Genomic DNA, 26,165 nt, shown 5'->3' with positions numbered 1-26,165 from the left:
ATGGTCTCCTTCGGGGTCCGGATCAGAGGAACGGCAGGTAGAGGACGACGCAGAGCACGAGGGCGACCGTGCCGAGCAGCGCCGGGGAGCGGTACCAGGCGGTGTCGGTGGCGACGGCGCCCGCGCTCATGTCGATCTTGCCGATGCCGTAGACCAGGCCGCCGAGCTCGGAGACGTCCTTCGGCTTCGTGAACATCGAGACCGCGACGGCGACGATGATCACCGTGACGAACGAGATGATCGCGCCGTACATGGTCTCGGCCGTGGCGGTCGAGAACAGGTCCGGGTCCACCAGGTAGGCGATCCAGGTGATCGTCGGGGTGATGATGCCGAGGACGTAGCCCCACAGCGCGCCCTGCGTCGTCATCCGCTTCCAGAGCAGGCCGAGGATGAAGACGGCGAACAGCGGCGCGTTGAAGAACGAGAACAGCGTCTGCATGTAGGTCATGATGTTGCCGGCCTGGGCGGCGAGGAACGCCGTGCCGACACCGACGACGACACCGACGACGGTGACCCAGCGGCCGGTCTTCAGGTAGTGCAGGTCGGGCATGTTCGGCTTGATGTAGCGCTGCCAGATGTCGTACGTGAAGACCGTGTTGAAGCTCGAGACGTTCGCCGCCATGCCGGCCATGAACGAGGCCAGGAGGCCCGTCACGGCGACACCGAGCACACCGGTCGGCAGGTACATCTGGATGAGCTTCGGGATCGCGTCGTTGTAGGTCAGCGTGCCGTCGGCGAACTGGTTCCCGACGACGGCGGCGGCGATGAGGCCGGGGACGACGACGATGAACGGGATGAAGAGCTTCGGGATCGCGGCGATCAGCGGGGTGCGGCGGGCAGCCGACATGTTCTTCGCCGAGAACGCGCGCTGCACCTCGGTGAAGTTCGTCGTCCAGTAGCCGAACGACAGCACGAAGCCCAGACCGAGCACGATCGCGAGCCAGTTCGCCCCGATCGGGTTCGTGACGTTGCCGATGCCCGTGCCGGCCCAGGTCTGCAGGTGCTGCACGCCCTGGGTCTGCTTGATGGCCTCGGTCAGCCCGCTCCAGCCGCCGACGCGGTGGAGGCCGACGATCGTCAGCGGGATGAGGCCGGCGAGGATCACGAAGAACTGCATGACCTCGTTGTAGATCGCGCTCGAGAGCCCACCGAGGGTGATGTAGGCCAGCACGAAGCCGGCGGACACGATGATGGCGAGCCACTCCGGCCAGCCGAGCATCGCCTCGATGACGATCGCCATCGCGTAGAGGTTGATGCCGGCGATGAGGACGTTCGACACCGCGAACGCGATCGCGTTGACGAGGTGCGGGGCCTTGCCGAAGCGGCGGAGCATGAACTCCGGCACGCTGCGGACCTTCGAGCCGTAGTAGAAGGGCATCATCACGAGGCCGAGGAAGACCATCGCGGGCACGGCACCGATGAGGTAGTAGTGCAGCGTCGCCATGCCGATCTGGGCGCCGTTGGCCGCCATGCCGAGGATCTCGGTGGCGCCGAGGTTCGCGGACACGAACGCCAGGCCCGTGATCCACGCGGGCATGGACCTGCCCGAGAGGAAGAAGTCCATGCTCGTGCGGACCTGCCGCCGAGCCGTGAACCCGATCCAGATGACCACCCCGAAGTACACGAGGATCATCAAGTAGTCGACCCAGCCCAAGTCGAGCCGGATCCCGCTGTTCGCTGCTGCGAGGACCATTCACACTCTCCGTCGATGTGTTGCAGCCGACAACTCTGCCGACCCGGACGAAGACGTTACACGCGATGTGACCGTTCACATAGCCGGGGCATGCACCGGGCGGGCCCGCCGGATCAGGACCCTCGGTAGGCTCGGCGCATGCGCATCCTCGTCCTCAACGGCCCGAACCTGGACATCCTCGGCCGCCGGGACCCGGCGCAGTACGGCACCGTGACGCTCGCCGACCTCGAGGCCATCGTCCGCGCCGAGGCCGCCGAGCACGGGCACGAGGTCGACTTCCGGCAGACGAACCGCGAGGGCGAACTCGTCGACTGGCTGCACGAGGCGCTCGACGACCACGACGCCGTCGTCATCAACCCGGCCGCCTACGCGCACACCTCGGTCGCGCTGCACGACGCGGTGGAGGCACTGAGCGTCCCCGTGGTCGAGGTGCACCTGTCGAACACGTGGAAGCGCGAGCCGTTCCGGCACGTCGACCACGTCGCGACGGCGGCGACCGCGGTCATCGCCGGCGCGGGAGCCGACGGGTACCGGCTGGCGGTCGCGCACGTCGCCGCGCTCCTCCGCGGCTGACGCCGCCGGGTCGCACGCCGGCGTCCGGCCGGGAGGCGCGTCAGAACTCCGCGGGCCGCCGCACCTCGTCGACGCCCGCCGCCACGAACCCGCCGCGGATGATCGGCAGCGCCCGACGGACGGCCTGGTCGATCCGCAGCTCGAGGTCGATGCTCGCGATGTCGTAGCCGCCGACGCGCTTGTCGAAGTCCCGCTCGTTGCCGAACACCGCCAGCGGCAGCGTCGTCGACTGGAAGAACCCGAACAGCGGCCGCATCTGGTGCTCGACGAGGAGCGCGTGTCGGTCGCTCCCCCCGGTCGCGGTGAGCAGCACCGGGGTGTCGACCAGGTCGTACTGGCCGATCCAGTCGAAGAAGAGCTTGAACGCCCCCGAGTAGGCCGCACGGAACGCCGGGCTGCCGACGACCAGGACGTCGGCTGCCTCGACGGCCTCGAGCGCTGCCCGGGTGGCGTCCGACATGTGCTCGCGGTCGACGGCGGCGCCGAGGTCGGCCAGCAGCGGGCCGATCTCGACGATCACGGTCTCGGCGTCCGGCAGCTCGGCGGCGAGCCGGTCGACGGTCGCGGCGACGAGGGTCGAGGTGCGGGACGGGTCGGACGGGCTGCCACTGACCCCGACGACGAGGGAACTGCTCATGCGGTCGATGCTCACACGCCTCGCACGAGCCGGTCGTCGATGTGACGACATGTGTCGGCACGGTGACCGGCGCGCTCCCGGGCACTCGGGCGTACCGTCCGGCAGATGCAGACCTTCCTGCCGTTCGCTGACTTCCGCGCCTCCGCCGAGGTCCTCGACGACAAGCGCCTCGGCAAGCAGCGGGTCGAGACCCTGCAGGTGATGCGCGCGCTGACCCTGCCGGACTACGGCTGGCAGCACCACCCGGTGACGGCGATGTGGCGCGGCTTCCGACCGGCGCTGATGGCCTACCAGGACGCCACGTGCCGGGTGTGGCTCGAGCGCGGGCACGCCGACACCTGCCTCGAGAAGACACTGGCCGACCTGGCACTCGTCCCCGAGGACCTGACGGCGTACGAGCGCGGCGACTTCGAGGTGCCCTCGTGGAACACGGACGAGCGCGTGCACCTGTCGCACCGGTCGAAGCTGGTGCAGAAGGCCCCGGAGCACTACCGCCCGCTGTTCCCGGACGTGCCGGACGACCTGGACTACGTCTGGCCCGGCACGGTGGAGCACCGCACGACCGCCTGAGCGGGACCGAGCCCACCGCGCCCTCAGGGGAACGGGACACATCGTTCAGGGGTCGATGGTCCCGAAGGCACGGCAGGCCCGGTCGTTCCGGGACGGCCCGGCAGGGGCCGGGGTCCCGGCCGGACGCGCATCAGGGGATGCGTCCGGTCCGGTGCACCGCCGGGAGGGACGGTGCGGGTTCCAGGGTCAGTTCCGGATCCGGTCCTCTCGGTACCGATCGGACTCGGCGGGGGCGGGCATCGGGCGTCCGGCGTGCGCGAGCTGCGCGGGCAGGAGTGCGCTGGCCAGCGTCGCGAGGACACCGACGGCGGCGACGACCGCGAGCGGGCCGGCCTCGAGGCCCTGCCCGGCACCGACGGCGAGCGCGAGGAGGGTCGCCGGCGCGGGCAGGAGCTGGACCGCACGGAAGCGGTCGTCCTGCGTCACCGTCGATGTCGTCGCGTTCGCCATGCCTCCACTCTGGACGACAGCGCTTGTCCGCAATAGGGGGGACACGGCCCCAGACATGGAGTAGAACGTCTAGTACACCGCGTCAGGCGAGCGACCGGACGGCCGAGACGGCCGCCACCACGGCCTCCACGACGGCCCCGGCGTCCGCCGTGGTGAGGGTCGCGTCGAACGTCAGCCGGACCGCCGAACGTGCCAGGTCGTCCGGGAGGCCCAGGGCGGTCAGCACGTGCGACGCGTCGGTGCTGCCGGCGGCACAGGCGCTGCCGGACGAGGACACGACGTCACGTCGTTCGAGTTCGAGCAGCACCGTCTCGCCGTGCACCCCGGGGAAGCAGAAGGAGGCGTGACCGGGCAGGCGGCGGTCGGCCGACCCGGTGAGCAGCGCGCCCGGCACCCGGTCGAGCACCCCGGCGACGACGACGTCCCGGACGGTCGCGGCGTGGGCCGCGGCGGCATCCCGCTCGACGAGGACACTCCCCCAGGCCGCGGCGAGCCCCACGGCACCGGCGACGTCCTCGGTGCCCGAGCGGCGCCCACGCTCCTGCCCGCCGCCGTGCACGAGCGGTTCGAGCTGCACCCCGGCACGGACGGCGAGCGCGCCGGTCCCCTTCGTGGCGCCCAGCTTGTGACCGGAGACCGAGACCGCGTCGACCCCGAGGACGTCGAGGCCGACCGGCAACCAGGGAGCCGACTGCACGGCGTCGGTGTGGAAGCGCGCCCCGACCTCGTGGGCGACCGCGGCGAGCCGGGTGACGTCCTGCACCGTGCCGATCTCGTTGTCGGCGTGCGCGATCGAGACGAGCGTGGTGTCGGGTCGGAGGGCGGCGCGCAGGGTGTCCGGCGTCACGGTGCCGTCCGGCTCCACCGGGAGCACCGTCAGGTCGAAGCCGTGGAACCGTTCGAGGTACCGGCAGCTCTCGAGGACGGCCTCGTGCTCGATCGCGCTCGTGACGACGTGGCGACCCCGGGGTGTGGCGAGCGCGATGCCCTTGACCGCGGTGTTCGCACCCTCGGTGCCACCGCCCGTGAAGACGACCTCGCCGGGGCGGCAGCCGAGCGCTCCGGCGACGACCGACCGCGCGGCGGCGAGGCCCCGGGCTGCGGCGTCGCCGATGCCGTGGGTCGAGGACGGGTTGCCGAACGTGCCGGTCAGGTAGGGCCACATCGCCTCGAGCACCTCGCGGCGGACCGGCGTGGTGGCGGCACGGTCGAGGTAGAACACGGCCGGCCCTCAGGCGGTGACGTCGACGTCGAGCCCGAGGTCGAGTGCCCGCGCCGAGTGGGTCAGGGCACCGACGGAGACGATGTCGACCCCGGTGGCGGCGATCGCGGCGACCGTCTCGAGGGACACCCCGCCCGAGGCCTCGACGAGCGCCCGTCCGGCCACGAGCGCGACGCCCTCGTCGAGCATCGGCACGGTGAAGTTGTCGAGCATGATCGTGTCGACGCCGGCGCTGACGACGGCTTCGATCTGGTCGATCCGGTCGACCTCCACCTCGAGGTGCACGGTGTGGCCGAGCCGGGCCCGTGCGGCGCGGATCGCGTCCCCGATGCCGACCCCCTCGGCGAGCAGCACGGCCAGGTGGTTGTCCTTCGCGAGCACCGCGTCGGACAGGGACGTGCGGTGGTTGTGCCCGCCCCCGCACCGGACCGCGTGCCGTTCGAGTGCGCGGAGGCCGGGCGTGGTCTTCCGGGTGTCGACGATCCGCGCGCCGGTGCCGACCGTGGCGTCGACGTACCGAGCGGTCAGGGTGGCGATGCCGGACATCCGCTGGACCAGGTTCAGCGCCACCCGCTCGGCCCGGAGCACCGAGCGGGCCGACCCGGTGACGCTGGCGATGACGTCCCCGGCGGCGAAGGCGGCGCCGTCGCGGAGGGCGAGCGCGACGACCAGGCCCGGGTCGACGGCGTGCATCACCGCGACGAAGACCTCGCCGCCCGCGAGCACACCGGGTTCGCGGGCCGCCAGGGTCGCGGTCGCGGTGGCCGAGGCGGGGATCAGCGTCTCGCTCGTGACGTCCCCCCAGGGCGCGTCCTCCTCGAGGGCGGTCTCGATGACCCGGCGGAGCGCGTGCGGCGGGATCGTGCCCGGGTCGGGGACCGCGGCGGCCGACAGCGTGGTCGTGGTGGTCGCGTCGGTGGCGGGTGTGGTGGTGGCGGGCGTCGTGGTGGGCGTCGTGGTGGTCATGCGAGTGCTCCCTGTCGGGCGGACGGTCGGAGGGGTCCGGGCACGGCGGTGGCGGGCGCGGGGGTCGCCGTGACCCAGGCGTTCGTCGCCGGTGCGGTCGGGTCGGTGTCCGGGTGGTCGGTGCGGGCGTGGGCACCGCGGGACTCCGTGCGGGCCTCGGCCGCGAGGGCCGTGAGCCGGGCGAGGTCGAGCAGCGCGCGGTCCTCGGCGTCCCGGACGGTCATCGGTCCGGGGGCGGAGAGTCCGGACAGGGCAGCGCGCGCGCCGGCGAGCCCGGCCGCGTCACGGAGCAGGCCGACGTGGTCGGTCATGACGGACTGCAGCGCCTGCCGGACGGGGGCGTCCGGACCGGGGCGGGTGGCGCCTCCCGTCCGGTCGACGACGGCGGGGACGACGGTCGGGACGAGCGTCGCGTCGCCCCGCAGCCGGAGCCGACCCGGTCGCGGTGCGCCGAGGGCGTCCGCCGCGCGGACCGCGAAGACGAGCCCTTCGAGCAGCGAGTTCGACGCCAGTCGGTTGGCGCCGTGCACGCCGGTGCAGGCGGCCTCACCGACGGCGAGGAGACCCGGGAGGCTGGTACGGCCCTCCGTGTCCGTCGCGATCCCGCCCATCGCGTAGTGCGCGGCCGGGGCGACCGGGACGCCCTCGCGCGTCCAGTCGAAGCCGGCCGCGCGGGTCGCGCGGGTGAGCCCCGGGAAGCGTCCGACGAGGAAGTCGGGGTCGAGGCCGGTCGCGTCGAGGAGGACCGGCAGGCCGCGCTGCGTCCGCATCGCCGCCGCGATCCCACGCGCGACGACGTCCCGCGGGGCGAGCTCGGCGTCGGGGTGCACGTCGGTCATGAAGCGGTGTCCGGTCGCGTCACGGAGGACGGCGCCCTCGCCTCGGACGGCCTCGGAGACCAGGCCGCCGTCCGGCACCGCAAGGCGGGTCGGGTGGAACTGGACGAACTCGAGGTCGGCGAGGACGGCCCCGGCCCGCCAGGCGGCTGCCGTGCCGTCCCCGGTCGCGACGAGCGGGTTCGTCGTCTCGCGGTACAGGTGCCCGGCGCCCCCGGAGGCGATCAGCACCGCGTCCGCGTCGAGCCGCCGGGGCTCGCCGAGGAGGTCGAGGACGTCGATGCCGACGACCTGACCGTCGCGGACCACGAGGTCGGTGAGGCAGGTGCGCTCGAGGATCGTGACGTGTCGGCGGTGCAGGGCGGCGACGAGGGTCCGTTCCACCGCGGCACCGGTCGCGTCCCCGTCGGCGTGCAGGACCCGCCAGCGCGTGTGTGCCGCCTCGCGTCCACGGGCCAGGTCGTCGCAGTACCGGTCGAGGGTCGTCGGGTCGGTGCTGCGGTCGAACGGCACGCCGAGTGCGAGCAGGTCGCGGACCCGCGCCGGGCCGTCGGTGCAGAGGACGTCCACGGCGCGGGCGTCGGCGCTGCCGGCGGCCGCGACGTGCGTGTCGTGCTCGTGCAGGGCGGCGGAGTCGTCCGCCCCGAGCGCCACCGCGATGCCGCCCTGGGCGCGCGCCGTGGCGCCGTCGGCCAGGGCGCCCTTCGTGACGAGGGTCACGTCGTGCACGGCGCTGGCACGGATGGCGGCGGTGAGGCCGGCGATGCCCGACCCGACGACGACGACGTGCATCGTCAGGCCCGGACGGTGGTGGTCGCGGCCGTGCCGGTGGCGGCAGCGCTGGGCGCGGCCGTGCCGGTGGCGGCCGGGCCCGGGTCCCGCTGGCCGGCGAGGGGACGGGGCTTGGCGGCGAGCATCCGCTCGAGGGCGACCTTCGCGTCGATCTGCACGGCGGCGGGCACCACGATCTCGTTGAGGACCTCACCGCGGACGAGCGCCTCGAGCACCCAGGCGAGGTAGCCCGGGTGGATCCGGTACATCGTCGAGCAGGGGCAGACGACCGGGTCCAGGCAGAAGATCGTGTGCTGCGGGTACTCGGCCGCCAGGCGGTTCACCATGTTGATCTCGGTGCCGATCGCGAAGGTCGTCGGCTCGGTGGCCGCGGCGACCGTCTTCCGGATCAGGTCCGTGCTGCCCGCGACGTCGGCTGCGTCGACGACGGCCATCGGGCACTCCGGGTGCACGATCACCTGGACGCCCGGGTGCTCCCGACGGGCCTGCGCGATCTGGTCGACGGTGAAGCGTCGGTGCACCGAGCAGAAGCCGTGCCACAGGACGACCTGCGCCTCGAGGAGTTCCGCCGCGGTGTTGCCGCCGCCGGCCAGTCGTGGGTTCCACATCGGCATCCGGTCCGTGCTGATGCCCATCGCCTTCGCGGTGTTGCGCCCCAGGTGCTGGTCGGGGAAGAACAGCACGCGCTGCCCCCGCTCGAACGCCCACTCGAGGACCGTCGCGGCGTTCGAGGACGTGCAGACGATGCCGCCGTTCCGCCCGCAGAACGCCTTGAGGTCGGCGGCCGAGTTCATGTACGTGACGGGGATGACCGGGACACGGCCGTCGGCGTCGGGCTCGGTGCCGTAGAGCGCCGTGAGCTCGGCCCAGGCGGCCTCGACGCTGTCGATGTCGGCCATGTCCGCCATCGAGCAGCCGGCGGCCAGGTTCGGCAGGATCACCCGCTGGTCGTCGCGGGCGAGGATGTCGGCCGTCTCCGCCATGAAGTGCACGCCGCAGAAGACGATGGCCTCGGCGTCGGGCTTCGTCAGCGCCGCGTTGGCGAGCTGGAACGAGTCGCCCAGGAAGTCCGCGTGCCGGACGACCTCGTCCCGCTGGTAGAAGTGCCCGAGGACGACCACCCGGTCCCCCAGCGTCGCCTTCGCCCGCTCGATGCGCTCGTGGAGCTCGTCGTCCGGGGCGTTCCGGTACTCGTCGGGGATGACGCCCTGCCGTGGGGCCGACGTCGGGATGACGTCGGACATCGACGATCCGGGGCCGTAGCCGGGGACGGTGTCGAAGTCCCAGGTGGGTGCGGCAAGGTCGGGCGTGCAGGTGGCGCCGGCAGCCCGGCCGTTGGAGATCAGTTCGATGGTGGTCGCGATGGACACGGCGGTTCCCGTCTCAGGTCAGGGGATGGGTCAGGGCGTCGTCAGCGGGCCGTTGTCCGCGTACGACAGGTCGGGGTTCGAGCGGTAGAGCCGGGCCGGTCGGTGCCGTCCGCCGCTCGTGGTCTCGTCGGTCGGCAGGACCGCGTCGCTCTGGGCGACCTGCCGTCGGAAGTTCGCCGGGTCGAGCGTCTGCCCGAGCACCGCCTCGTACACACCGCGGAGTTCAGCGAGCGTGAACCGGTCACCGAGGAACGCCTGGGCGATCCGGGAGTACGACATCTTGTTGCGCAGTCGCCACAGCGCGTACTCGACGATCCGGTCGTGGTCGAACGCCAGCGGGGGGTGCTCGTCGGCGAGGAACCACCGCACGTTCCAGTCGTCCGGCACGACGCTCGCTTCGTCCGGGTGCACGAGCGCCCAGTACACGACCGAGACGACGCGGGTGGGCGACCGGTCGACCGCGCCGAACGCGTAGAGCTGCTCGAGGTAGCGCGGCTGCACCTTGGTCGTCTCGCGGAGGCGTGCGGCGGCGGAGTCGTCGAGCCCCTCGTCGGCGCCGACCCATCCACCGGGCAACGCCCAGGAGCCCTCGTACGGCTCGGTCACGCGACGCACCAGCGGCATCCAGAGCGCGGGGACGCCGGTGTCGGGATGCGGGCGGAGCGCGACGATGACGGTCGAGACCGCGAGCCGGATCGCGTTGTCGTCCATCGCGGCTCCCGTCTGTTATGGTCATTTTGACCCGAACTGTTCGGGTAATGATGACCGTATCACGATGGTCACCGGACCGGAACGCAGTCGTGACGCCCGGGTAACACGCCGCTCGTAGCATCGGCCGCATGGGCAGCACCACGAGGAAGCACGCCGTCGTGACCGGGACGGTGCAGGGCGTCGGGTTCCGGTACTGGACGGCACGGAAGGCCGACGGACTCGAACTCGTCGGGTACGCGCGGAACCTGTTCGACGGCACCGTCGAGGTCGAGGCGGAGGGCCCCGGCCCCGCGGTCGACGCACTCGTCGTGATGCTCCGCTCCGGACCTCCCTCGGCGACCGTCACCGACGTGGCCGTCCGCGAGGTCGCCCCACTCGGCGAGGACGACGGCTTCCGCATCCTGCACTGAGGTGTCCGACACGCGGAGTCCATCGCGCGTTCGACGGCAGTCGGGAATGCTGTGGTCCTGTCAGCTCTTGCAGCCTCGGTACCCACCCGTCGTGGGTCCACCCGTCACACCACGAAGACACCAGGAGCCCCCTTGACCCAGGCCGTCGACTCCGCACCCCGCACCGGGTCCGTCGAAGAGTCCTCCCCCGCGGGCAACCGCCTCGTGATCGGGCTGCTGCTCGTCTCGGCGTTCGTCGTCATCCTCAACGAGACGATCATGGGCGTGGCGCTGCCGCGACTCATGGACGACCTCGGCATCAGCGCCGCGACCGGACAGTGGCTGACCACCGGCTTCCTGCTCACCATGGCCGTCGTGATCCCGATCACCGGCTACCTGCTGCAGCGCTTCAACACCCGTCCGGTGTTCGTCTGGGCGATGAGCCTGTTCTCCGTCGGGACGCTCATCGCACTGCTCGCGCCGGGCTTCACGATGCTGCTCATCGGGCGCATCGTGCAGGCCAGTGGCACCGCGATCATGATGCCGCTGCTCATGACCACCGTCCTGACCCTCATCGAGCCGGCCCACCGTGGCCGCGTGATGGGCAACATCTCGATCGTCATCTCGGTCGCCCCCGCGATCGGCCCGACGATCTCCGGCCTCATCCTCAACGCGTTCTCGTGGCGCTGGCTCTTCGGCTTCGTCCTGCCGATCGCCCTCGCCGCCCTCGTGCTCGGCATGCTGAAGGTCCGCAACGTCTCCACCCCGCGGAAGTCCGCGATCGACGTGTTCTCCGTGGTCCTGTCCGCCTTCGCGTTCGGCGGCATCGTCTACGGCCTGTCGAGCATCGGCGAGGCCGGCGACACCGGGTACGGCGTGCCCGTCGGCTCGCTCGTCGTCGGGTTCGTCGCGCTGGCCGTCTTCATCGTCCGCCAGACCCGTCTGCAGCGTCGGGACGCGGCACTGCTCGACCTCCGCACGTTCAGCACCAAGGGCTTCACGATCCCGATCGTCGCGATGGCGATCAGCTTCATGGCGATGTTCGGCACGCTGATCCTGCTGCCGATCTACCTCGAGCGCGTGCTCGGCCTCGAGGTCCTGCAGGTCGGACTCCTGCTGCTCCCCGGCGGTCTGCTGATGGGGCTGCTGTCCCCGATCGTCGGCCGGATCTACGACCGCCACGGGCCGCGGATGCTGCTCATCCCCGGCTCGGTGATCATCAGCGCCGTGCTGTGGGCGCTCTCGACGGTCACCGCGGACACCAGCGTCTGGTTCGTCCTCGTCGCCCACATCGTGCTGAGCCTCGGCCTGGCACTGACCTTCACGCCGCTGTTCACCGCGGCACTCGGTGGCCTGCCGCCGCGCCTGTACTCGCACGGCAGCGCCGTCCTCGGCACGGCCCAGCAGCTGGCGGGCGCAGCCGGCACGGCACTGTTCGTCACGCTGCTGACCCTCGGCGCCACCGCTGCGGCGACGAACGGCGACGTCGCGGGCGCCGCGACCGCCGCCGAGGCCACGGCACGGGCGACCGCGTCCGGTGTGCACTCGGCGTTCCTCGTCGGCGCGGTGATCTCGATGCTCGGCATCGTCGCCTCGGCGATGGTCCGGAAGCCGGCCACCCCGGAGGGTGCACCCGCGCCCGCCATGCACTGACCGATCCCGGACAGACCACGCGCCCCCTCTCCCGGAGGGGGCGCGTCGTCGTTCCCGGCGGCGTGGCATCGTGGGCGCATGCGGTCGACGACGAGCGAGCTGAACTGGTCCGGCACGGTCACCTACACGGCCGAGCGGGTGGTGCGGCCGACCTCGCTCGACGACGTCGCCGAGCTCGTCGCCCGCAGCCCCAGCATCCACGGCCTCGGCACCCGGCACTCCTTCAACGACGTCGCCGACACCCCGGGCGTCCTGCTCGACCTGACCGCCGTCCCGACCGACCTCGTCGTCGCCGCGGACCGTCGGACGGCGACGATGGGCGCCGGCACCCGGTACGGGCTCGTGGCACCGGAACTCGACGCCGCCGGGGTCGCCCTGCACAACGAGGGGTCGCTCCCCCACATCTCGCTCGGCGGTGCGATCGCCACCGGCACGCACGGCTCCGGCACCACCCTCGGCTCGCTGAGCACCGCCGTCGCCGCACTCGACGTGATGGGCCCCGACGGCGCCACGACCACGATCCGCCGCGGCGACGCGGACCTGCCCGGCGCCGCGATCCACCTCGGACTGCTCGGCATCGTCACCCGCGTCACCGTCGACGTGCAGCCCGCCTACCGGATGCGCCAGGACCTCTACGGGCCGATCCCGTGGGACACCTTCACCGCCTCCGCCGCCGAGGTCTTCGCCGCGGGGTACTCCGTCTGCGCGTACACGTTGTTCGGCGACACCGTGTCCGAGGTGCTCGTGAAGTCCCGCGTGCCGGACGGGGCCGACGACGTCGACGTCCCCACGGGCCTCCTGGGCGCACCCCGCCTGCCCGGTTCCCCCGGTGACGGTCACCACACCGCCCGCGACGGCTCGGTCGGGCCCTGGTGGGACCGGCTGCCGCACTTCCCGATCGAGGCCGTGCCCTCGGTCGGGTCGGAGGTCCAGAGCGAGCACTTCGTGCCGCTCCGACACGCGGCCGGCGCGCTCGACGCGCTGCGTGGGCTGGCCGACCGGATCCAGCCGCACCTGCACGTCTGCGAACTGCGCACGATGGCCGCCGACGACCTGTGGCTCAGCCCGACACAGGGCGAGGACGTGCTCTGCATCGCCTTCACCTGGAAGAAGCACCCGGACGAGGTCGCCGCCCTGCTGCCCGACCTGGAGGCACGGATCGCCCCGTTCGGCGGCCGTCCGCACTGGGGGAAGATGAGTTCCCTCGACGGCTCCGCCGTCGCCGAGCTCTACCCGCGGCTGGGCGCCTTCCGCGACCTGGTCGCGCGCCGCGACTCGTCGGGCAAGTTCCGCTCCGCGTTCGGTGAGCGGGTGCTCGGGCTGGTGCGGTGACGGGACCACCCGGGGCGGCGACGCTCAACTGACCGGTGTGACGGTCGTCGTCTCACCGTCCCAGTGCCGGACGCCGGCCACGCCGAGGGTCTCCGGCAGCGCCACCGACGACAGCACCTCGAGCATCCGCGGCAGGTCGACGTCCCGCGGCCGACGTGCCAGCGTCAGGTGCGGCGCCCACCGACCGGGCAGCGACGTGTCGACGCCTCCGGGTGCCGCACGGTGCACGGCCTCGTGGAACGCGGCGAGCGGCCGGTCGACGACGACGGACACGCCCAGGACGTGACGACCCGGCCCGGCCGGGAAGAGCAGGAGGCCGGCGGGGCGGATGCTCGGCGGCAGCGGCGCGTCGAAGCCCGACGGGACGACCAGGGTCTCCCCCGCCGTCAGGGTCACGTGCGGGGCGTTCGTCTCGGACGTGTGTCGACCCATGCTCGGCAGGTCGGCGGCGACCAGGGCCTCCCAGGCGGCCCGCACCGCCCGTTCGGCATCCGGGTCGAGGACGAGTTCGATGCTGCGCACCACCCGAGCCTGCCCGACGGCGAGCGCCGACGTCACGCGAGGACTCCGGTCGTAACACGGCGGAACGTGGTTCGACCCGGTCGGGGCACGCCAGGCACACTCGTGGCTGTCCCCGCCGGGCGACACCCGGCGTCGGGACCCCCACAGCACCGTCCCTGCCACCAGGGCGACCCCCTCACGAGGAGCACCCATGTCCGCAGCACCCACCCTGCCCGACCGTCCGCAGCGCAAGCGGCCCCTCGGCTGGATCATCGCCGCAGCCGTCGTCGTCGTCGCGATCGTCATCGCGATCGTCGTCGTCGCCGTCCGCAGTGGCGGCTCCGACCAGGCGGGCGCCGCCGGCACCGGCTCGGACCGCAAGGCGCAGACCGTCACGATCGGTGTCGCGGACAAGGCGCTGCCGTACTGGAAGACCTACACGGCGCTCGCGAAGGAGCGCCTCAACGTCACCGTGAAGCTGACCAACTTCGCCGACTACTCGCTGCCGAACCCCGCCCTCAAGGACGGGCAGGTCGACATCAACCAGTTCCAGCACATCCAGTACCTGGCGAACTACAACGTCACCGCGAAGGACGACCTGCAGCCGATCGGGTCCACCGCGGTCTACCCGCTCCCCCTCTACGCGACGAAGTACGACAAGACGTCCGCGATCCCCGAGGGCGCGAAGGTCGCGATCCCGAACGACGCCATCAACGAGGCGCGCGCCCTCCTCGTCCTGCAGTCCGCGAAGCTCATCGAGCTCAAGGACGGCGGCAGCGCCTTCTCCACCACCGACGACATCGAGTCGCACGAGGTGGACGTGCAGCCGCTCGACGCCTCACAGACCGCGAACGCCCTGCAGCAGGGTTCGGTCGCCGCTGCCGTCGTGAACAACAACTTCGCGACCGCCGCCGGCCTGCCCGCATCGGACAAGGTCTTCACCGACGACCCGTCGAGCTCCTCCGCCGCGCCGTACGTCAACGTCTTCGCGGTCCGCGACGAGGACAAGGACAACGCCACCTACCTCGCCCTGGCGAAGCTGTTCCAGGACGAGGCGGTGCAGGAGGACTTCACGAAGGACTACCCGGACGCCGTCGCCCGGGACGAGAAGGCCTCCACCCTGCAGGACGAGCTCGCCACCGTGGAGCAGGACGCGAAGGCAGCAGCCGAGTAGTGGTCGCCCTCGTCGAACTCCGCGGTGTCACCAAGAGCTACCGCCGCGCCGACACCGGAGAGACCGTCACCGCGGTCGAGGGTGTCGACCTCGACGTCCACCAGGGCGAGGTCCTCGGGGTCATCGGGTACTCCGGTGCCGGCAAGTCGACCCTGGTCCGACTCGTCAACGCGCTGGAGTTGCCCAGCTCGGGCACCGTCACCGTGGCCGGGCAGGAACTGACGGCGATCCCCGAGCGTGACCGCCGTCGGGCCCGCCGGCGGATCGGGATGGTCTTCCAGCAGTTCAACCTGTTCCGCTCCCGCACGATCGCGGGCAACGTGGCGTACCCGCTCAAGGTCGCCGGTGTCGCGAAGGCCGAACGGGACCGCCGCGTCGCCGAACTGCTCGACTTCGTCGGGCTGCTCGACCGCGCGTACGCCTACCCCGAGCAGCTGTCCGGCGGGCAGAAGCAGCGTGTCGGCATCGCCCGGGCGCTCGCGGCGGACCCCGAGCTGCTGCTCGCCGACGAGGCGACCAGTGCGCTCGACCCGGAGACCACGTCGGAGGTGCTCGCGCTCCTCCGCCGCGTGAACCGGGAACTCGGCGTCACGATCATCGTGATCACGCACGAGATGGACGCCGTCCGGCGGATCGCCGACCGCGTCGCTGTCATGGAGCAGGGCCGCGTGGTCGAGGTCGGGGACGTGTACGACGTGTTCTCCGCCCCCACCACCGAGGCAGCGCAGCGCTTCGTCCGCACCGCGCTGCACGACCGCCCCTCGGCCGAGACGGTCGCCCGCCTGCACGAACGCCACCCCGGCCGGCTCGTGTCGGTCCGCATCACCGACGAGTCCGGGCTACAGGGTCGCATCGACCAGGCGTTCCGCGACACCTCGGTCACCGCGGAACTCGTCTTCGGCGGGGTCAGCGAGATCCGCGAGCGTCGGATCGGGTCGCTGACGTACGAACTCGGCGGCACGGACGCCGACGTGGACCGGGCGGTCGGCGCCCTGCGGTCGGCCGGCATCACCGTCGTCGAGGAGGCGCGCGCATGAACAACTCGTTCCAGAGCGTCATCGACACGTTCGACGTGTTCCTCGCCGCGACCCGGGACACGATCGTCATGTCCCTGGTGTCGCTCGTCATCGCGGGCGTCATCGGCCTGGCCCTCGGACTGCTGCTCTACGCCACCCGGCCCGGCAACCTGCTGTCGAACCGCACCGCGTACACGGTCATCAACCTGGTCGTGAACCTGGTCCGTCCGATCCCGTTCGTGATCTTCCTCGCCGCGATCGCACCGCTCTCACGCGTGGCCGTGCAGACCACGATCGGCGTCCCCGCGGTGACGTTCGCGATCTCGCTCGCCGCCGCGTTCGCGGTGTCGCGGATCGTCGAGCAGAACCTGCTCGCGATCGATCCGGGCGTGGTCGAGGCGGCACGTGCCTCCGGGGCGCACCCGGTGTCGATCCTGCTGACCGTGCTGATCCCCGAGGGGCTCGGGCCGCTGATCCTCGGCTACACGTTCATCTACATCGGCATCGTCGACATGACCGCGCAGGGCGCCCTGGTCGGTGGTGGCGGGCTCGGCGAGTACGCGATCACCTACGGGTCGCAGCGGTACGACTGGTGGGTCGTCTACGTGTCGGTCGCGGCGATCGTCGTCATCGTGCAGCTCGGCCAGTTCGTCGGCAACCGCCTGGCGCGGGCGACGCTCCGCCGCTGAGGGCCTCGCCCGCCCGCCCGCGCCCGTCCCCCCGCCCGCCCGCGAGGGTGCGCAATTCCGGCATCTCGCACGCCGAGATGCCGGAATTCGTGCACCTGGGCGACACACGTCCGGCATGTCGTGCCACCTCGGCGGACACCGGTCCGGACGGGAGGCGCGGCGAGGCCCCGCCTCGCGCCTCCCGCCCGGTAGGCGCCGAGCGGGCAGGCACCGAGCGGGCAGGCACCGCGCGGGCAGGCGCCGAGCGGGCAGGCGCCGAGCGGTCAGGCGACCGCGGACGCCGTCCCGGCAGCCGACGCCGGCGCCTCGTAGTTCGCCCGCACCAGGATCGGCCGGTGGTCGGAGATGCCGGCGGGCAGGGTCTCCACGCCGGCGATGTGCAGCCCGACGCTCGTGGCGAAGTCGAAGTGCCCGGTGAACTTGCGGTAGCGCAGGTACGTCGGCTGGTCCGAGAGGGACAGCGCGAACCCGGACTCCTCGATCTTCCGGCGCAGGTTCGTCTGGAACCACGGGTAGTTGAAGTCGCCGACCATGATCGCCGGGGCCTCGCTCGACAGGTCGCGGACGAAGTCGTGCGCGGCCTCGATCTGCTTGCGGCGCAGCGAGTTCGTGGCGGTCAGGGGCGAGGCGTGGAACGAGGCGACGATGACCTCGGCCTCGGCTTCCCGGTCGTACAGGTGCATGGCGATGAGCCGCTCGTGCGCGGGCGAGAGGACCCGGTCGTGCAGGGACTTCTGCAGGGAGTGGATGCCGAAGTCCTGCACGTCGAAGCGGTCGTCGCGCTTGTAGATGGCGAGGCCGAGGCGGTTCGCCTGGGTCGACGCCGCGAGCGTCAGGCCGCCGACGGAGGTGGCGAGGTCGGTGCTGTCGCACTCCTGCACGCACAGGACGTCGGCCTGCGAGGCCTCGGCCAGGGCGGCGAGTTCGCTGTTCGCGGTGTGCTCACGGAGGTTGTAGCTCACGACGCGCAAGGTCCTCTGTCCGACTCCGGTGGTCGGTTCGGTCGATCCCTGCTCGTGTGGCGCCGCCATGCTGCCTTCCGTCCTGGGCCCTGAACGGCCCGCTCTCCTGCCGCGGTCACGGTACTCGGGGATGGCAGCAGGTTGCTGAGACTGTAGCGTGCTGCGCATCCCGGACACGTGACCTGCGGGTGCACGATCGGTGACGAGCCGTGGTGCCCGATCAGGCTCGCGATGCGCTTCGGACGCGCCGTGCGGGACGGACCGTGTCGCCCGCCGTCCGGCTCATCAGGAGCCCCTCGACGCAGGCGACGACGAGCAGCACCGCGATGACGACGAACGCGACCGCGTACGGCCCGGAGCCGGCGAGACCCTGCCCGCCGACCCCGGCGGCGGCACGGAGCACCACGGCGACGACGGCGACGCCGAACCCGGCCGCGGTCTGCTGCAGCGTCGAGGACAGCGTGTTCGCCGCGGTCATGTCGGGCTGCTCGACGTCGGCGAACGCGATGGTGTTGTACGCGGTGAACCCCACCGAGCGTGCGGCCCCGCTGACGACGAGGAGCACGGCGAGCAACCAGAACGGCGTGTCCGGCGTGAGGAACACCATCGCCACGACGGACAGCGCGGCGACGGCCGAGGACACCACGATCACCGGCCGGTAGCCCCACCAGCGCAGGAACGGCGTCGTCGCGGGCTTGATGCCGAGGTTGCCGACGAAGACCCACAGCACGGCGGACCCGGCCTCGAGCGCGGTCCACCCCCAGGCGTCCTGGAACAGCAGCGGCAGCACGAACGGCACGGCGGACACGGCCAGGCGGAACAGGCTGCCGCCGGCGTGGGACACCCGGAAGGTCTCGAGCCGGAACGCACCGAGCCCCATGATCGGGTGCGCGGCGCGCAGGAAGTGGCGGATCGCCAGCCAGGTGCAGAGCGCACCGACGACGCCGGCCGGCACGGTCGGCACGATCGGCACCGTGTCGAGGGCCAGCAGCGACGCCATCACGACGAGCGCCCCGAGCCCGAGGCAGGCGAGCAACGACCCGAGCCAGTCGAACGGCACCCGCTCCGGCGCCCGCTCCTGTGGCACGAGCAGGAGCGCCGCGACCACGGCGATCACCCCGAGGGGGATGTTGACGAGGAAGATCCAGTGCCACGACAGGGTGTCGACGAGGACCCCGCCGAGGAACGGGGCGATGATCGGTGCCGCCAACGCCGGCCAGGTGAGGATCGCGATGGCCGTGACGAGCTGGTCGCGACCGGCGCTGCGGAGCACCACGAGCCTCCCGACCGGCACCATCAGCGCACCGCCGAGTCCCTGCAGGATCCGCCAGAGCGTCAGTTCGACCAGTCCGGTCGAGGCCGCGCACAGCGCGGACGCGACGGTGAACAGCGCGATCGCGCCGACGAAGACGGTCCGCGACCCGACCCGGTCGGTGATCCAGCCGCTGACCGGGATGAACACGGCGAGCGTGACGAGGTACGCGGTGATCGCGACCCCGACCGCGGCGGAGTCGACCCCCAGGTCGCGCCCCATGGCGGGAGCGGCGGTGGCGAGGATCGTCCCGTCCAGCAGTTCCATGAAGAAGGTCCCGGCCACGAGCACGGCGACCGCCGTGCTGCTCGTCCGTCGTGCCGTCGTCGTCGTCGTCATCGCCTTGGATGCTAGTCCGGGTCGGGTCCCGCCCCGCGCAGTCCGGTGGCGGTCGCGCGGGCGACGAGCGGTGACGCCGTCGACGTGTTCCGGACAGCCGGGAGGCACGGATCACCCGCCTGGGCCGCCACGACGGCACGCGTCCCGGCTCTCCAGGGATCGCCCGCTAGCGTGGAGCCGTGCAGTCTGCCGTACCCGACCTCCGCGGACCGCGCGCGTGAGCCGCCTGGACGGAGTCCTGACGGGCTCGGTCGCCGCGGGGCGCCGCCGCGTCGTCGACACGGTCGTGAGCATGCCGGCGTGGTCGTCGGTGCTGCTGCTGTGGACCGTGGGGCGCCTGGTCTCGACGATGTGGCTGATGGTCGCCTACCCGCTGATGGGTCGGGTGCAGCCGGCGAACGCCCTGTGGGGCAACGACCAGGGGTTCACGGCGTTCCTGACCTCGTGGGACGGCCAGTACTACGAGGCGATCTCGCTGCACGGGTACCCCTCGGTCCTGCCGCTCGACGCCACCGGTCACGTCGCCCAGAACGCGTGGGCGTTCCTGCCGGCGTTCCCGTTCACGATCCGTCTGCTGACGGTGTCCACAGGTCTGCCGTTCACGATCGGCGGCCCGGCCGTCGCGATCATCGCCGGGCTCGTCGCGACGTTCCTGCTCCACCGTCTCGTCCAGGAGCACGCCGGCAACACGGCAGCGCTCTGGGCGGTCTTCTTCTTCACGTGCGGTCCGCTGTCCTTCCTGCTGCAGGTCGGGTACGCCGAGACCGCGTTCCTGGCACTGACCTTCGGCGCGCTGCTCGCGATGGAGCGGCGGCGGTACGGGTTGCTCACCGTGCTCGGAGTGGTCGCCGCGTTCACCCGGCCGGGTGCGCTCGCGATCCCGCTGACCCTCGGCGTCATCGCCCTGGTCCGGTACGTCGGCGCCCGTCGGTCGGGCGCCCGCACGCTCGACGGGTTCCCGGTCCTGGAGCGCGTCCAGGTCGTGGCCGCCGGAGTCGTGATGGCCGCCGCCGGCGCCGCCTGGCCCGTGATCGCCGGGTGGGCCACCGGCCGCCCCGACGCGTACTTGGCGACCGAGATGTCGTGGTGGGTGAACTTCATCGGCCGGGTGCACTTCGTCCCGCTGTCGCCGTGGTTCCTGACCACCGCGAAGTGGCTCGGCGTCGGCGGCGTGCTCATGGTCGTGGTGCTGCTCGTGCTCTACCCGATGTGGTTGGCACGCCGGTCGACCCGGAAGCTCGGTACGACGACCATCGTGTTCGCCGCCGGGTACGCGCTGTACGTGTTCGCGGTGTCCCTGCCGATGGCGTCGACCCCGCGGCTGCTCATGCCGTTGGCGCCGCTGATGGGCTCGCCGGAGCTCGTCGCGAAGCCGGCGATGCGCTGGACCCTGGTCACCGGCGCACTGGTGCTGCAGCCGGTGTTCGTCGCGGTCCTCTGGCTGCTCGGACCGCCCTGACGTCCCCGACCGCCGCGTCGACGCCCGGGTCGACCAGCGCTGGTCGCCACGCGCTGACCGGCCCGGGCGTCGGCGCTGTCAGACCTCGAGCGTGCCGTGCGTCCCGACGTCCGGCTGGGACTGGTGCCCGAGCGCGGCCTTGAGGGTCTGCACGAGCGAGCCCACCGGGCCGGTGTCCTGCGTCCAGTACTCGACCGAGACGCCCTCCACGGTGAGCAGCCGGATCGACGGGTCGTCCCGGCCCTCGGGGAACCACGCCTCGGCGAACGGCGACCACAGCTCGTCGACGACCGCGCGGTCCTCGGTGACGGTGGCGGTGCCGGCGATCGACAGGTAGCCACCCTGGGACTCGATCGCGACGTTGACGTGCGGGTTCCGGGCGATGTCCTCGACCTTCTCGCTGCCGTCCTGCACGAGGAACCGCAGGCTGCCGTGGAAGGACTTGTCCTGCACGGCCAGGGGCCGGGCGTGCAGCTGGCCGTCCTCGCTCACCGTGGTGAGGAGGGCCGTGCGGGCACCGTGGACGATGTCGGAGATGGCGGCACGGTGGTCGGTCTGGGTGTCGGTCATGATGCTCCTTTGCGTCGTGCGCCCCGTCCCCGCTGACACGTCAGCCGGGCACCGGGCGCGAACCGTTCCGACCAGTGTGCCCCCGCACACTGGATGCGCGCGAGGGGGTCGTCCCGTGCCTCCCGTCCGATGCTCCGCTGCGCGGGCACCGCACCACCGCGCGCCGAGGCTCGGCTGGCCGGACACCCTGCGGCATCCGCACGGCGCATCCTGTCCCCCAGGCCGAGGCTCGGCGCCAGCGCCGCCAGCCGGCCGCGGCTCAGGCGCGCTCGCGGCTCAGGCGCGCTCGCGGATCAGGCGCGCTCGCGGATCAGGCGCGCTCGCGGATCGTGGTCTCGACGTCGACGACCTGCGGGATCCGCGGCAGCGACGCGAAGCCGAACCGGACCGGGGGGTCGAGCGGCGCGAGCGTCCCGAGCGGCTCCCCCGCCCAGGTGCCCCGGACGCCGACGACGTCGTGTGCGCCGGTGACGCCGTAGTACTCGCGGCGACCGTTGCCCGCGGTGCCGGCGGTGCCGGCACCCGGCGCGACGAGCTTCGCGACGGGGTCGATCACGGCGAGCCAGCGGGGGTCGCGGGCGATCCGCTTGGGGACGATGCGCAGGACCCGCCCGAGCGGCGAGATGGTGCCGACGTCGACCGAGGCGACGAGCGGGCCGGCGTCGAGTTCCAGTCCGCGAGCGGTGCGACGGGCCCGGATGTCGACCACGGACACGGCGTCGAAGCGGTACGTGCCGGAGACGTAGGCGGCGACGATCTCGTCCGGGGCGAGCAGGACGCTCGTGCCGTCGGGCAGCTCCACGAAGACGTCGGTGAAGGCGCCGAACGGCGAGGAGTCCCACATGCCGACCACGAACCGGACGCCGGAGGTGCTCCCGGCGCCGAGGATTCGCCCGCGGAACCGTCGTTCGGTGGTCTCGTTGCTGCTCGGCGACATGCGCCCGACGCTACCCGCGTCGTCCGGGGAGCCGCCGGACGGGCGTGCCCCGTGCCTCCCGGCCGCGGACAGGAGGACGGAGAAACACCGGTGTTCGTCCGTCGCGCCGCGTGATGACGCGGCGTGACGGACGAACACCGGTGTTCCGCGAACCCGGACAGCGCCGGGCCGGCCGGGAGGCGCGGCTCAGGGCACCGGGACCGGCTCGGCCAGCAGCTCGCGGACGCGCGGCGCGACGCGCGTGCCGTACAGCTCGATCGAGCGCATCATGTCGGCGTGCGGCAGGTGGCCGGTCGCGTACCGCATGTCGAACCGCGAGACGCCGAGGATCCGCATGTTGCGGGCGACCTTCCGCGCCACGGTCTCCGGCGACCCGACGTAGAGCGACCCGCCGGCCGAGAGCCCGGCGCGGTAGCCGGCCTGGTCGAGGGGCGGCCAGCCGCGCTCCCGGCCGAGCTGGTCGGTGACGGCCTTGTGGTACGGCCAGTAGCGCTCGGCCGCTTCCTCGTCGGTCTCGGCGATGAAGCCCGGGGAGTGCATGGCGATCGGCTGCTGCGGGAGCTCGAGCTGGTCGAGCGCCTGGCGGTAGAGCCGTGCGAACGGGGCGAACTGCGCGGGCTGCCCACCGATGATCGCGAGGAACAGCGGCATGCCGTAGGACGCGGCGCGGATGACCGACTGCGGGGAGCCGCCGACGCCGATCCAGGTCGGGATCGGGCCGTGTTCGAGCTTCGGGAAGACGTCCTGCTCGACGAGCGAGGCGCGCTTGGTGCCCTGCCACGTGACGGTGTCGCCGCCGCGGAGCGCACTCCAGAGCTGGAGCTTCTCCTCGAACAGCACCTCGTAGTCGTGCAGGTCGAACCCGAACAGCGGGAAGGACTCGGTGAAGGACCCGCGGCCCAGGATGACCTCGGCGCGGCCGTTCGAGATCGCGTCGACGGTGGCGAAGCGCTCGTACACGCGGACCGGGTCGTCCGAGGACAGCACGGTGACGGCGGAGCCCAGGCGGATGCGCTCGGTGCGGGCGGCGATCGCGGCGAGGACGACCTCGGGGGCGCTGACGGAGTAGTCGGCGCGGTGGTGCTCGCCGACGCCGATGAAGTCGATGCCGACCTGGTCGGCCAGGACGGCTTCGTCGATCAGGTCACGCAGGGTCGCGGCGTGGGTCTGCACGCCCCCGTCGGCGGCTTCGGTGACGTCACCGAACGTGTCGAGGCCGAGCTGCACCGGGCCGATGCGGTCCGGTGCAGGGGGCGGGACGTCCGAGGGTCGGTCGGTACCGAAGGCGTTGCTCATGGGACCCTCCCGGATCTCGCAGTCGATCAATGCGAACGCATGAAAACTAGCACGATCTGCCCGGGCGCGCACCCCCAGCACCGCTGTGTACGGTCCGACGCATGGTGCAGCCCTCGAACCTCCCCGACCAGACCGGCCGACGCATCGTCGTCACCGGCTCCAACAGCGGCACCGGCAAGGAGACCGCACGTCGGCTCGCCGGAGCGGGCGCGAGCGTCGTCATCGCCGTCCGCACGGTGTCCAAGGGCGAGGCCGCCGCCGCCGAGATCCGCCACGAGCACCCGGACGCCGACCTCGAGGTGCGCGAACTCGACCTCGCCGACATGTCGAGCGTGCACCGCTTCGCGGACGGGATCATCGCCGACGACCGACCGCTCGACGTCCTCGTCAACAACGCCGGCGTGATGGCACCGCGGGAGCGCTTCGAGACCGCTGACGGCTTCGAGCTGCAGTTCGGGACGAACTACCTCGGCCCGTTCGCGCTGACGAACCTGCTGCTGCCGACCCTGCTGCGCGCCGAGGCCCCCCGCGTCGCGACGATGTCGAGCATCGCCGCGGTGCCCGGCAAGATCCACTTCGGGGACCTGCAGTGGCAGACCGGCTACCAGCCGTGGCTCGCCTACGCCCAGTCGAAGCTCGCCGACCTGCTGCTCGGCCTGCACCTGCACCAGGTCGCCGTCACCCGTGACTGGCAGCTGTCGTCGACGATCGCCCACCCGGGCTACACCCGCACGAACCTGCAGTCGGCGGGTCGGTCCCTCGGCCGCGACCGCCCGGTGCAGTCGAACGACCGCGCCCTGCCGTTCACCCAGGACGTCGAGCAGGGCTCCGAGCCGCTGCTGTACGCGGCCGTGGGCCGGAACGCCGCCTCGGGCGCCTACTACGGGCCGGCCGGCGCGTTCGGCCTGACCGGACCGACGACCCTCGCCTCGGTACCCCGCTCGGCACGCGGCGTCGACCTCGCCCGGTCCCTGTGGGCCGTGGCCGAGGACCTCACCGGGACGCGCCTGCCGGACTGATCGGTCAGTCGCGCCCGGCGGTCAGTCTGTCCCGGCGATCAGTCCGTCCCGGCGATCTGGCGGAGTGCCGCGAGGTGCGAGCGCCAGGCGGCCCGGCCGGACCGGCTGAGCACCAGGGTGGTCCGCGGCACCTTGCCGACGAAGCCCTTCTGCACGTCGACGATGCCCGCTGCCTCGAGCGCCGAGACCTGCTTGCTGAGCACCGAGTCGCTGACCTCGACCGCGTCCCGGACCTCGGCGAACCCGAGCTTCTCGGCCTTGTCGAGCGCGGCGACGATCGAGAACCGCACCGGGTGCTGCAGGACGTCGACCAGGCGGTGTCGCGGGTGCACCTGCTCCGCGGTCACCGACGCGCCTCGACGGCGGCGCACACGGTCGTGACGAGCAGCACGAGCCCCGATGTGACGGCCGCCGCGACGACGTTGCCGTGCGCCCACCCGACGACCGCGATCGCCCCGAGGTAGGTGACCACCCAGGCGCCCATGTAGAGCGACCAGCGACGGCTCCACGAGAACGCCCGCCGGCCCTGGATCGTGATGCAGAAGAAGATGATCAACGCGAACACGGCGACCATCGTGCCGACGTAGGCGACACCGAAGGCCGATCCCTCGGTCAGGGCCATCGCCAGGGTGCCGAACGCGGTGCTCGTGCCCAGCCCCAGCAGGAACGTGACGTAGGGCCAGCGGGTCGCGTCGTGGGCCCGGCGGCTGACGCGGTCGGCCTCGTCGAGCAGTCGACGGGCCTCGGTCGGGCTGAGCTGCGTGTGGTCGGTCATGGTGTGCCTCCTCCGGCTCTCTCCAGCATGACCGCGACTTTCCACTTTGGCAAGTACTTTCCAGAACCGATCAGCGCAGGCGCAGCTCCCCCGGCTCCGCGAGCCGCGTGTGCCGGAGCACCGTCCGCCCGGGCCCGACCGTCGCGGCCACGATCGACAGCGTCGCGAAGTGCCCCTCCGGCTCGACGGTGTCGCGGAGGATCGCGTCCCGGTCGTCCGGCGCCAGCGCGGTGGAGCCTGCGAGCACCCCGAACCAGGGCGCCCACCCGTCGTCCGGCGACGTGCGGAGTTCGTCGGCCGGCGGCGAGTCGGGCGGACCGGTCGGCGCCGGCACCGCGCGGAACGCGTCGAGCCACCGCCCGATCCGGGGCGCGGCCGGGTCGTCCGGCTCGCCGTGCGTGACCATGTGCACGCCCGGCCCGAGCACCGTCGTCCGGACCGCGGACCCATCCCACGTGACGACCTCGGCCCCGTCCGCGGTGGCACGCACCAGGTTGAACGCCCGACTCGTCGGCAGCGCTCCGTCCGCAGCCGGGACGACGTCGTCCACGACCGCGTCCAGCGGCAGGGTCCCCCGGGTGGTCCAGGTGCCGTCGACACCCGGGGTCGGCTCCCACCGGTTCAGCACCACGGCCAGACCGTTCCGGTCCGAGGCGGCCAGCCACGCGCCTCCCGCCCGCTGGTCGCGCACACCGACGACACCCGGGTCACGCTCCGGCCACCACGCGGCCGGCGGGTCCCACGGCCGGTCCGGGGACTCGTCCCGGAGCGCGAGGACGGTCACGGGCCACGCCGCCCCGGGATCGACACGGACGACGACGGTGCACATGGAGGCGATCCTGCCACCCGTGCTCCGCGAACAGACCCGGTGCTCCGCGAACGGACCCGGTGCTCGGCGCACGGCCCGGGTAGCGTGAGCGGC

27 protein-coding genes are annotated in these 26,165 nt (G+C 72.3%); 10 read left to right on the top strand and 17 right to left on the bottom strand.

The window, feature by feature from the left end; genetic code table 11:
- Positions 1-22: 22 nt before the first annotated feature.
- Entirely contained in the window at positions 23-1,693 is a 1,671-nt protein-coding gene (locus E9228_RS13010; RefSeq protein ID WP_166780987.1) for a sodium:solute symporter family protein, read from the bottom strand.
- Between the two features lie 138 nt (positions 1,694-1,831).
- Here E9228_RS13010 and aroQ point away from each other — a divergent pair, with 138 nt between their 5' ends.
- A complete protein-coding gene (gene aroQ, locus E9228_RS13005; protein ID WP_166780986.1) occupies positions 1,832-2,266 on the top strand; it encodes a type II 3-dehydroquinate dehydratase in 435 nt (144 codons plus the stop codon).
- A gap of 40 nt (positions 2,267-2,306) precedes the next feature.
- On the opposite strand, the gene E9228_RS13000 is transcribed toward aroQ, so the two are convergent.
- Positions 2,307-2,903, bottom strand: a complete 597-nt coding sequence (locus E9228_RS13000; RefSeq protein ID WP_166780985.1) for an NAD(P)H-dependent oxidoreductase — start codon at positions 2,901-2,903, stop codon at positions 2,307-2,309.
- Between the two features lie 105 nt (positions 2,904-3,008).
- Between E9228_RS13000 and E9228_RS12995 the strand changes: the two genes are divergently transcribed.
- Complete coding sequence (locus E9228_RS12995; protein WP_166780984.1) at positions 3,009-3,473, top strand: MSMEG_6728 family protein; 465 nt, start codon at positions 3,009-3,011, stop codon at positions 3,471-3,473.
- A 186-nt stretch (positions 3,474-3,659) separates the two neighbouring features.
- On the opposite strand, the gene E9228_RS12990 is transcribed toward E9228_RS12995, so the two are convergent.
- The 6 genes from E9228_RS12990 to E9228_RS12965 all read right to left on the bottom strand — a co-directional run bounded on the left by E9228_RS12990 (position 3,660) and on the right by E9228_RS12965 (position 9,820).
- Positions 3,660-3,923 carry a hypothetical protein gene (locus E9228_RS12990; RefSeq protein WP_166780983.1) on the bottom strand — a complete coding sequence of 88 codons (264 nt, stop codon included), beginning with the start codon at positions 3,921-3,923 and terminating at the stop codon, positions 3,660-3,662.
- 82 nt (positions 3,924-4,005) lie between these two features.
- Complete coding sequence (locus tag E9228_RS12985) at positions 4,006-5,145, bottom strand: aminotransferase class V-fold PLP-dependent enzyme (protein WP_166780982.1); 1,140 nt, start codon at positions 5,143-5,145, stop codon at positions 4,006-4,008.
- Between the two features lie 9 nt (positions 5,146-5,154).
- Positions 5,155-6,111 carry a carboxylating nicotinate-nucleotide diphosphorylase gene (gene nadC, locus E9228_RS12980; protein ID WP_166780981.1) on the bottom strand — a complete coding sequence of 319 codons (957 nt, stop codon included), beginning with the start codon at positions 6,109-6,111 and terminating at the stop codon, positions 5,155-5,157.
- Complete coding sequence (gene nadB / locus E9228_RS12975) at positions 6,108-7,739, bottom strand: L-aspartate oxidase (protein WP_166780980.1); 1,632 nt, start codon at positions 7,737-7,739, stop codon at positions 6,108-6,110. Before nadB ends, nadC begins: the two co-directional genes overlap by 4 nt.
- Positions 7,740-7,741: 2 nt before the next feature.
- Positions 7,742-9,109, bottom strand: coding sequence for a quinolinate synthase NadA (nadA, locus tag E9228_RS12970; RefSeq protein ID WP_166780979.1), 1,368 nt, complete (start codon positions 9,107-9,109; stop codon positions 7,742-7,744).
- Positions 9,110-9,139: 30 nt separating this feature from the next.
- Positions 9,140-9,820, bottom strand: coding sequence for an NUDIX hydrolase (locus tag E9228_RS12965; RefSeq protein ID WP_166780978.1), 681 nt, complete (start codon positions 9,818-9,820; stop codon positions 9,140-9,142).
- Positions 9,821-9,948: 128 nt separating this feature from the next.
- Between E9228_RS12965 and E9228_RS12960 the strand changes: the two genes are divergently transcribed.
- From E9228_RS12960 to E9228_RS12950, 3 genes are all read left to right on the top strand, one after another.
- Positions 9,949-10,230: an acylphosphatase gene (locus tag E9228_RS12960; RefSeq protein ID WP_111044419.1), complete on the top strand. Its 282-nt coding sequence runs from the start codon at positions 9,949-9,951 to the stop codon at positions 10,228-10,230.
- Between the two features lie 132 nt (positions 10,231-10,362).
- Positions 10,363-11,862, top strand: coding sequence for an MDR family MFS transporter (locus E9228_RS12955; protein WP_166780977.1), 1,500 nt, complete (start codon positions 10,363-10,365; stop codon positions 11,860-11,862).
- Positions 11,863-11,940: 78 nt separating this feature from the next.
- Positions 11,941-13,194 (top strand): D-arabinono-1,4-lactone oxidase, encoded by a 1,254-nt coding sequence (locus E9228_RS12950; RefSeq protein WP_166780976.1) that lies wholly within the window; start codon positions 11,941-11,943, stop codon positions 13,192-13,194.
- A 24-nt stretch (positions 13,195-13,218) separates the two neighbouring features.
- Here the strand turns inward: E9228_RS12950 and E9228_RS12945 are convergent, their stop codons facing one another.
- Complete coding sequence (locus E9228_RS12945) at positions 13,219-13,716, bottom strand: 2'-5' RNA ligase family protein (protein ID WP_166780975.1); 498 nt, start codon at positions 13,714-13,716, stop codon at positions 13,219-13,221.
- Positions 13,717-13,906: 190 nt separating this feature from the next.
- On the opposite strand from E9228_RS12945, the gene E9228_RS12940 reads away from it, so the two are divergent.
- From E9228_RS12940 to E9228_RS12930, 3 genes are read left to right on the top strand one after another with little or no spacing between them, the layout of a single operon-like run.
- Positions 13,907-14,869, top strand: a complete 963-nt coding sequence (locus E9228_RS12940; protein WP_166780974.1) for a MetQ/NlpA family ABC transporter substrate-binding protein — start codon at positions 13,907-13,909, stop codon at positions 14,867-14,869.
- The gene (locus E9228_RS12935) at positions 14,869-15,906 is read left to right on the top strand and encodes an ATP-binding cassette domain-containing protein (RefSeq protein ID WP_166780973.1); all 1,038 of its coding nucleotides are present in this window, start codon (positions 14,869-14,871) and stop codon (positions 15,904-15,906) included. Before E9228_RS12940 ends, E9228_RS12935 begins: the two co-directional genes overlap by 1 nt.
- On the top strand, positions 15,903-16,574 hold the full coding sequence (locus E9228_RS12930) for a methionine ABC transporter permease (RefSeq protein WP_111074671.1): 672 nt from the start codon (positions 15,903-15,905) through the stop codon (positions 16,572-16,574). The genes E9228_RS12935 and E9228_RS12930 overlap by 4 nt, the downstream gene beginning before the upstream one ends.
- Before the next feature lie 263 nt (positions 16,575-16,837).
- Here the strand turns inward: E9228_RS12930 and E9228_RS12925 are convergent, their stop codons facing one another.
- Together E9228_RS12925 and E9228_RS12920 are read right to left on the bottom strand one after the other, a co-directional pair.
- Positions 16,838-17,545, bottom strand: a complete 708-nt coding sequence (locus tag E9228_RS12925) for an endonuclease/exonuclease/phosphatase family protein (RefSeq protein ID WP_252728138.1) — start codon at positions 17,543-17,545, stop codon at positions 16,838-16,840.
- Positions 17,546-17,756: 211 nt separating this feature from the next.
- Entirely contained in the window at positions 17,757-19,187 is a 1,431-nt protein-coding gene (locus E9228_RS12920) for an MFS transporter (RefSeq protein ID WP_166780971.1), read from the bottom strand.
- A gap of 217 nt (positions 19,188-19,404) precedes the next feature.
- Here E9228_RS12920 and E9228_RS12915 point away from each other — a divergent pair, with 217 nt between their 5' ends.
- Complete coding sequence (locus E9228_RS12915; protein WP_166780970.1) at positions 19,405-20,646, top strand: hypothetical protein; 1,242 nt, start codon at positions 19,405-19,407, stop codon at positions 20,644-20,646.
- Positions 20,647-20,724: 78 nt separating this feature from the next.
- On the opposite strand, the gene E9228_RS12910 is transcribed toward E9228_RS12915, so the two are convergent.
- The 3 genes from E9228_RS12910 to E9228_RS12900 form a co-directional block, all read right to left on the bottom strand.
- Positions 20,725-21,216, bottom strand: coding sequence for a pyridoxamine 5'-phosphate oxidase family protein (locus tag E9228_RS12910; RefSeq protein WP_166780969.1), 492 nt, complete (start codon positions 21,214-21,216; stop codon positions 20,725-20,727).
- A 310-nt stretch (positions 21,217-21,526) separates the two neighbouring features.
- The gene (locus E9228_RS12905; RefSeq protein ID WP_166780968.1) at positions 21,527-22,153 is read right to left on the bottom strand and encodes a hypothetical protein; all 627 of its coding nucleotides are present in this window, start codon (positions 22,151-22,153) and stop codon (positions 21,527-21,529) included.
- 186 nt (positions 22,154-22,339) lie between these two features.
- Positions 22,340-23,449: an LLM class flavin-dependent oxidoreductase gene (locus E9228_RS12900; protein WP_166780967.1), complete on the bottom strand. Its 1,110-nt coding sequence runs from the start codon at positions 23,447-23,449 to the stop codon at positions 22,340-22,342.
- Positions 23,450-23,550: 101 nt separating this feature from the next.
- Here E9228_RS12900 and E9228_RS12895 point away from each other — a divergent pair, with 101 nt between their 5' ends.
- The gene (locus E9228_RS12895; RefSeq protein WP_166780966.1) at positions 23,551-24,468 is read left to right on the top strand and encodes an SDR family oxidoreductase; all 918 of its coding nucleotides are present in this window, start codon (positions 23,551-23,553) and stop codon (positions 24,466-24,468) included.
- 38 nt (positions 24,469-24,506) lie between these two features.
- Here E9228_RS12895 and E9228_RS12890 read toward each other — a convergent pair whose 3' ends face one another.
- The 3 genes from E9228_RS12890 to E9228_RS12880 form a co-directional block, all read right to left on the bottom strand.
- Positions 24,507-24,815: a transcriptional regulator gene (locus tag E9228_RS12890; protein ID WP_111074679.1), complete on the bottom strand. Its 309-nt coding sequence runs from the start codon at positions 24,813-24,815 to the stop codon at positions 24,507-24,509.
- Positions 24,812-25,243 (bottom strand): chemotaxis protein CheY, encoded by a 432-nt coding sequence (locus E9228_RS12885; RefSeq protein WP_166780965.1) that lies wholly within the window; start codon positions 25,241-25,243, stop codon positions 24,812-24,814. Before E9228_RS12885 ends, E9228_RS12890 begins: the two co-directional genes overlap by 4 nt.
- 70 nt (positions 25,244-25,313) lie before the next feature.
- Positions 25,314-26,072, bottom strand: a complete 759-nt coding sequence (locus tag E9228_RS12880) for an NRDE family protein (protein ID WP_166780964.1) — start codon at positions 26,070-26,072, stop codon at positions 25,314-25,316.
- Between the last annotated feature and the right edge of the window lie 93 nt (positions 26,073-26,165).

This window comes from Curtobacterium salicis (assembly GCF_011759505.1).
Classification (GTDB): Bacteria; Actinomycetota; Actinomycetes; order Actinomycetales; family Microbacteriaceae; genus Curtobacterium; species Curtobacterium salicis.
Note: the sequence above shows the minus strand (reverse complement) of the source record. Positions and strands in the feature narration are given on the sequence as shown.

What these genes read in the sequence shown, in the direction of transcription:
- E9228_RS13010 (WP_166780987.1), bottom strand. Translation starts at nt 1,693, where the DNA reads ATGGTCCTCGCAGCAGCGAACAGCGGGATCCGGCTCGACTTGGGCTGG.
- aroQ (WP_166780986.1), top strand. Translation starts at nt 1,832, where the DNA reads ATGCGCATCCTCGTCCTCAACGGCCCGAACCTGGACATCCTCGGCCGC.
- E9228_RS13000 (WP_166780985.1), bottom strand. Translation starts at nt 2,903, where the DNA reads ATGAGCAGTTCCCTCGTCGTCGGGGTCAGTGGCAGCCCGTCCGACCCG.
- E9228_RS12995 (WP_166780984.1), top strand. Translation starts at nt 3,009, where the DNA reads ATGCAGACCTTCCTGCCGTTCGCTGACTTCCGCGCCTCCGCCGAGGTC.
- E9228_RS12990 (WP_166780983.1), bottom strand. Translation starts at nt 3,923, where the DNA reads ATGGCGAACGCGACGACATCGACGGTGACGCAGGACGACCGCTTCCGT.
- nadC (WP_166780981.1), bottom strand. Translation starts at nt 6,111, where the DNA reads ATGACCACCACGACGCCCACCACGACGCCCGCCACCACCACACCCGCC.
- nadB (WP_166780980.1), bottom strand. Translation starts at nt 7,739, where the DNA reads ATGCACGTCGTCGTCGTCGGGTCGGGCATCGCCGGCCTCACCGCCGCC.
- E9228_RS12965 (WP_166780978.1), bottom strand. Translation starts at nt 9,820, where the DNA reads ATGGACGACAACGCGATCCGGCTCGCGGTCTCGACCGTCATCGTCGCG.
- E9228_RS12960 (WP_111044419.1), top strand. Translation starts at nt 9,949, where the DNA reads ATGGGCAGCACCACGAGGAAGCACGCCGTCGTGACCGGGACGGTGCAG.
- E9228_RS12950 (WP_166780976.1), top strand. Translation starts at nt 11,941, where the DNA reads ATGCGGTCGACGACGAGCGAGCTGAACTGGTCCGGCACGGTCACCTAC.
- E9228_RS12940 (WP_166780974.1), top strand. Translation starts at nt 13,907, where the DNA reads ATGTCCGCAGCACCCACCCTGCCCGACCGTCCGCAGCGCAAGCGGCCC.
- E9228_RS12930 (WP_111074671.1), top strand. Translation starts at nt 15,903, where the DNA reads ATGAACAACTCGTTCCAGAGCGTCATCGACACGTTCGACGTGTTCCTC.
- E9228_RS12920 (WP_166780971.1), bottom strand. Translation starts at nt 19,187, where the DNA reads ATGACGACGACGACGACGGCACGACGGACGAGCAGCACGGCGGTCGCC.
- E9228_RS12910 (WP_166780969.1), bottom strand. Translation starts at nt 21,216, where the DNA reads ATGACCGACACCCAGACCGACCACCGTGCCGCCATCTCCGACATCGTC.
- E9228_RS12905 (WP_166780968.1), bottom strand. Translation starts at nt 22,153, where the DNA reads ATGTCGCCGAGCAGCAACGAGACCACCGAACGACGGTTCCGCGGGCGA.
- E9228_RS12900 (WP_166780967.1), bottom strand. Translation starts at nt 23,449, where the DNA reads ATGAGCAACGCCTTCGGTACCGACCGACCCTCGGACGTCCCGCCCCCT.
- E9228_RS12895 (WP_166780966.1), top strand. Translation starts at nt 23,551, where the DNA reads ATGGTGCAGCCCTCGAACCTCCCCGACCAGACCGGCCGACGCATCGTC.
- E9228_RS12885 (WP_166780965.1), bottom strand. Translation starts at nt 25,243, where the DNA reads ATGACCGACCACACGCAGCTCAGCCCGACCGAGGCCCGTCGACTGCTC.
- E9228_RS12880 (WP_166780964.1), bottom strand. Translation starts at nt 26,072, where the DNA reads ATGTGCACCGTCGTCGTCCGTGTCGATCCCGGGGCGGCGTGGCCCGTG.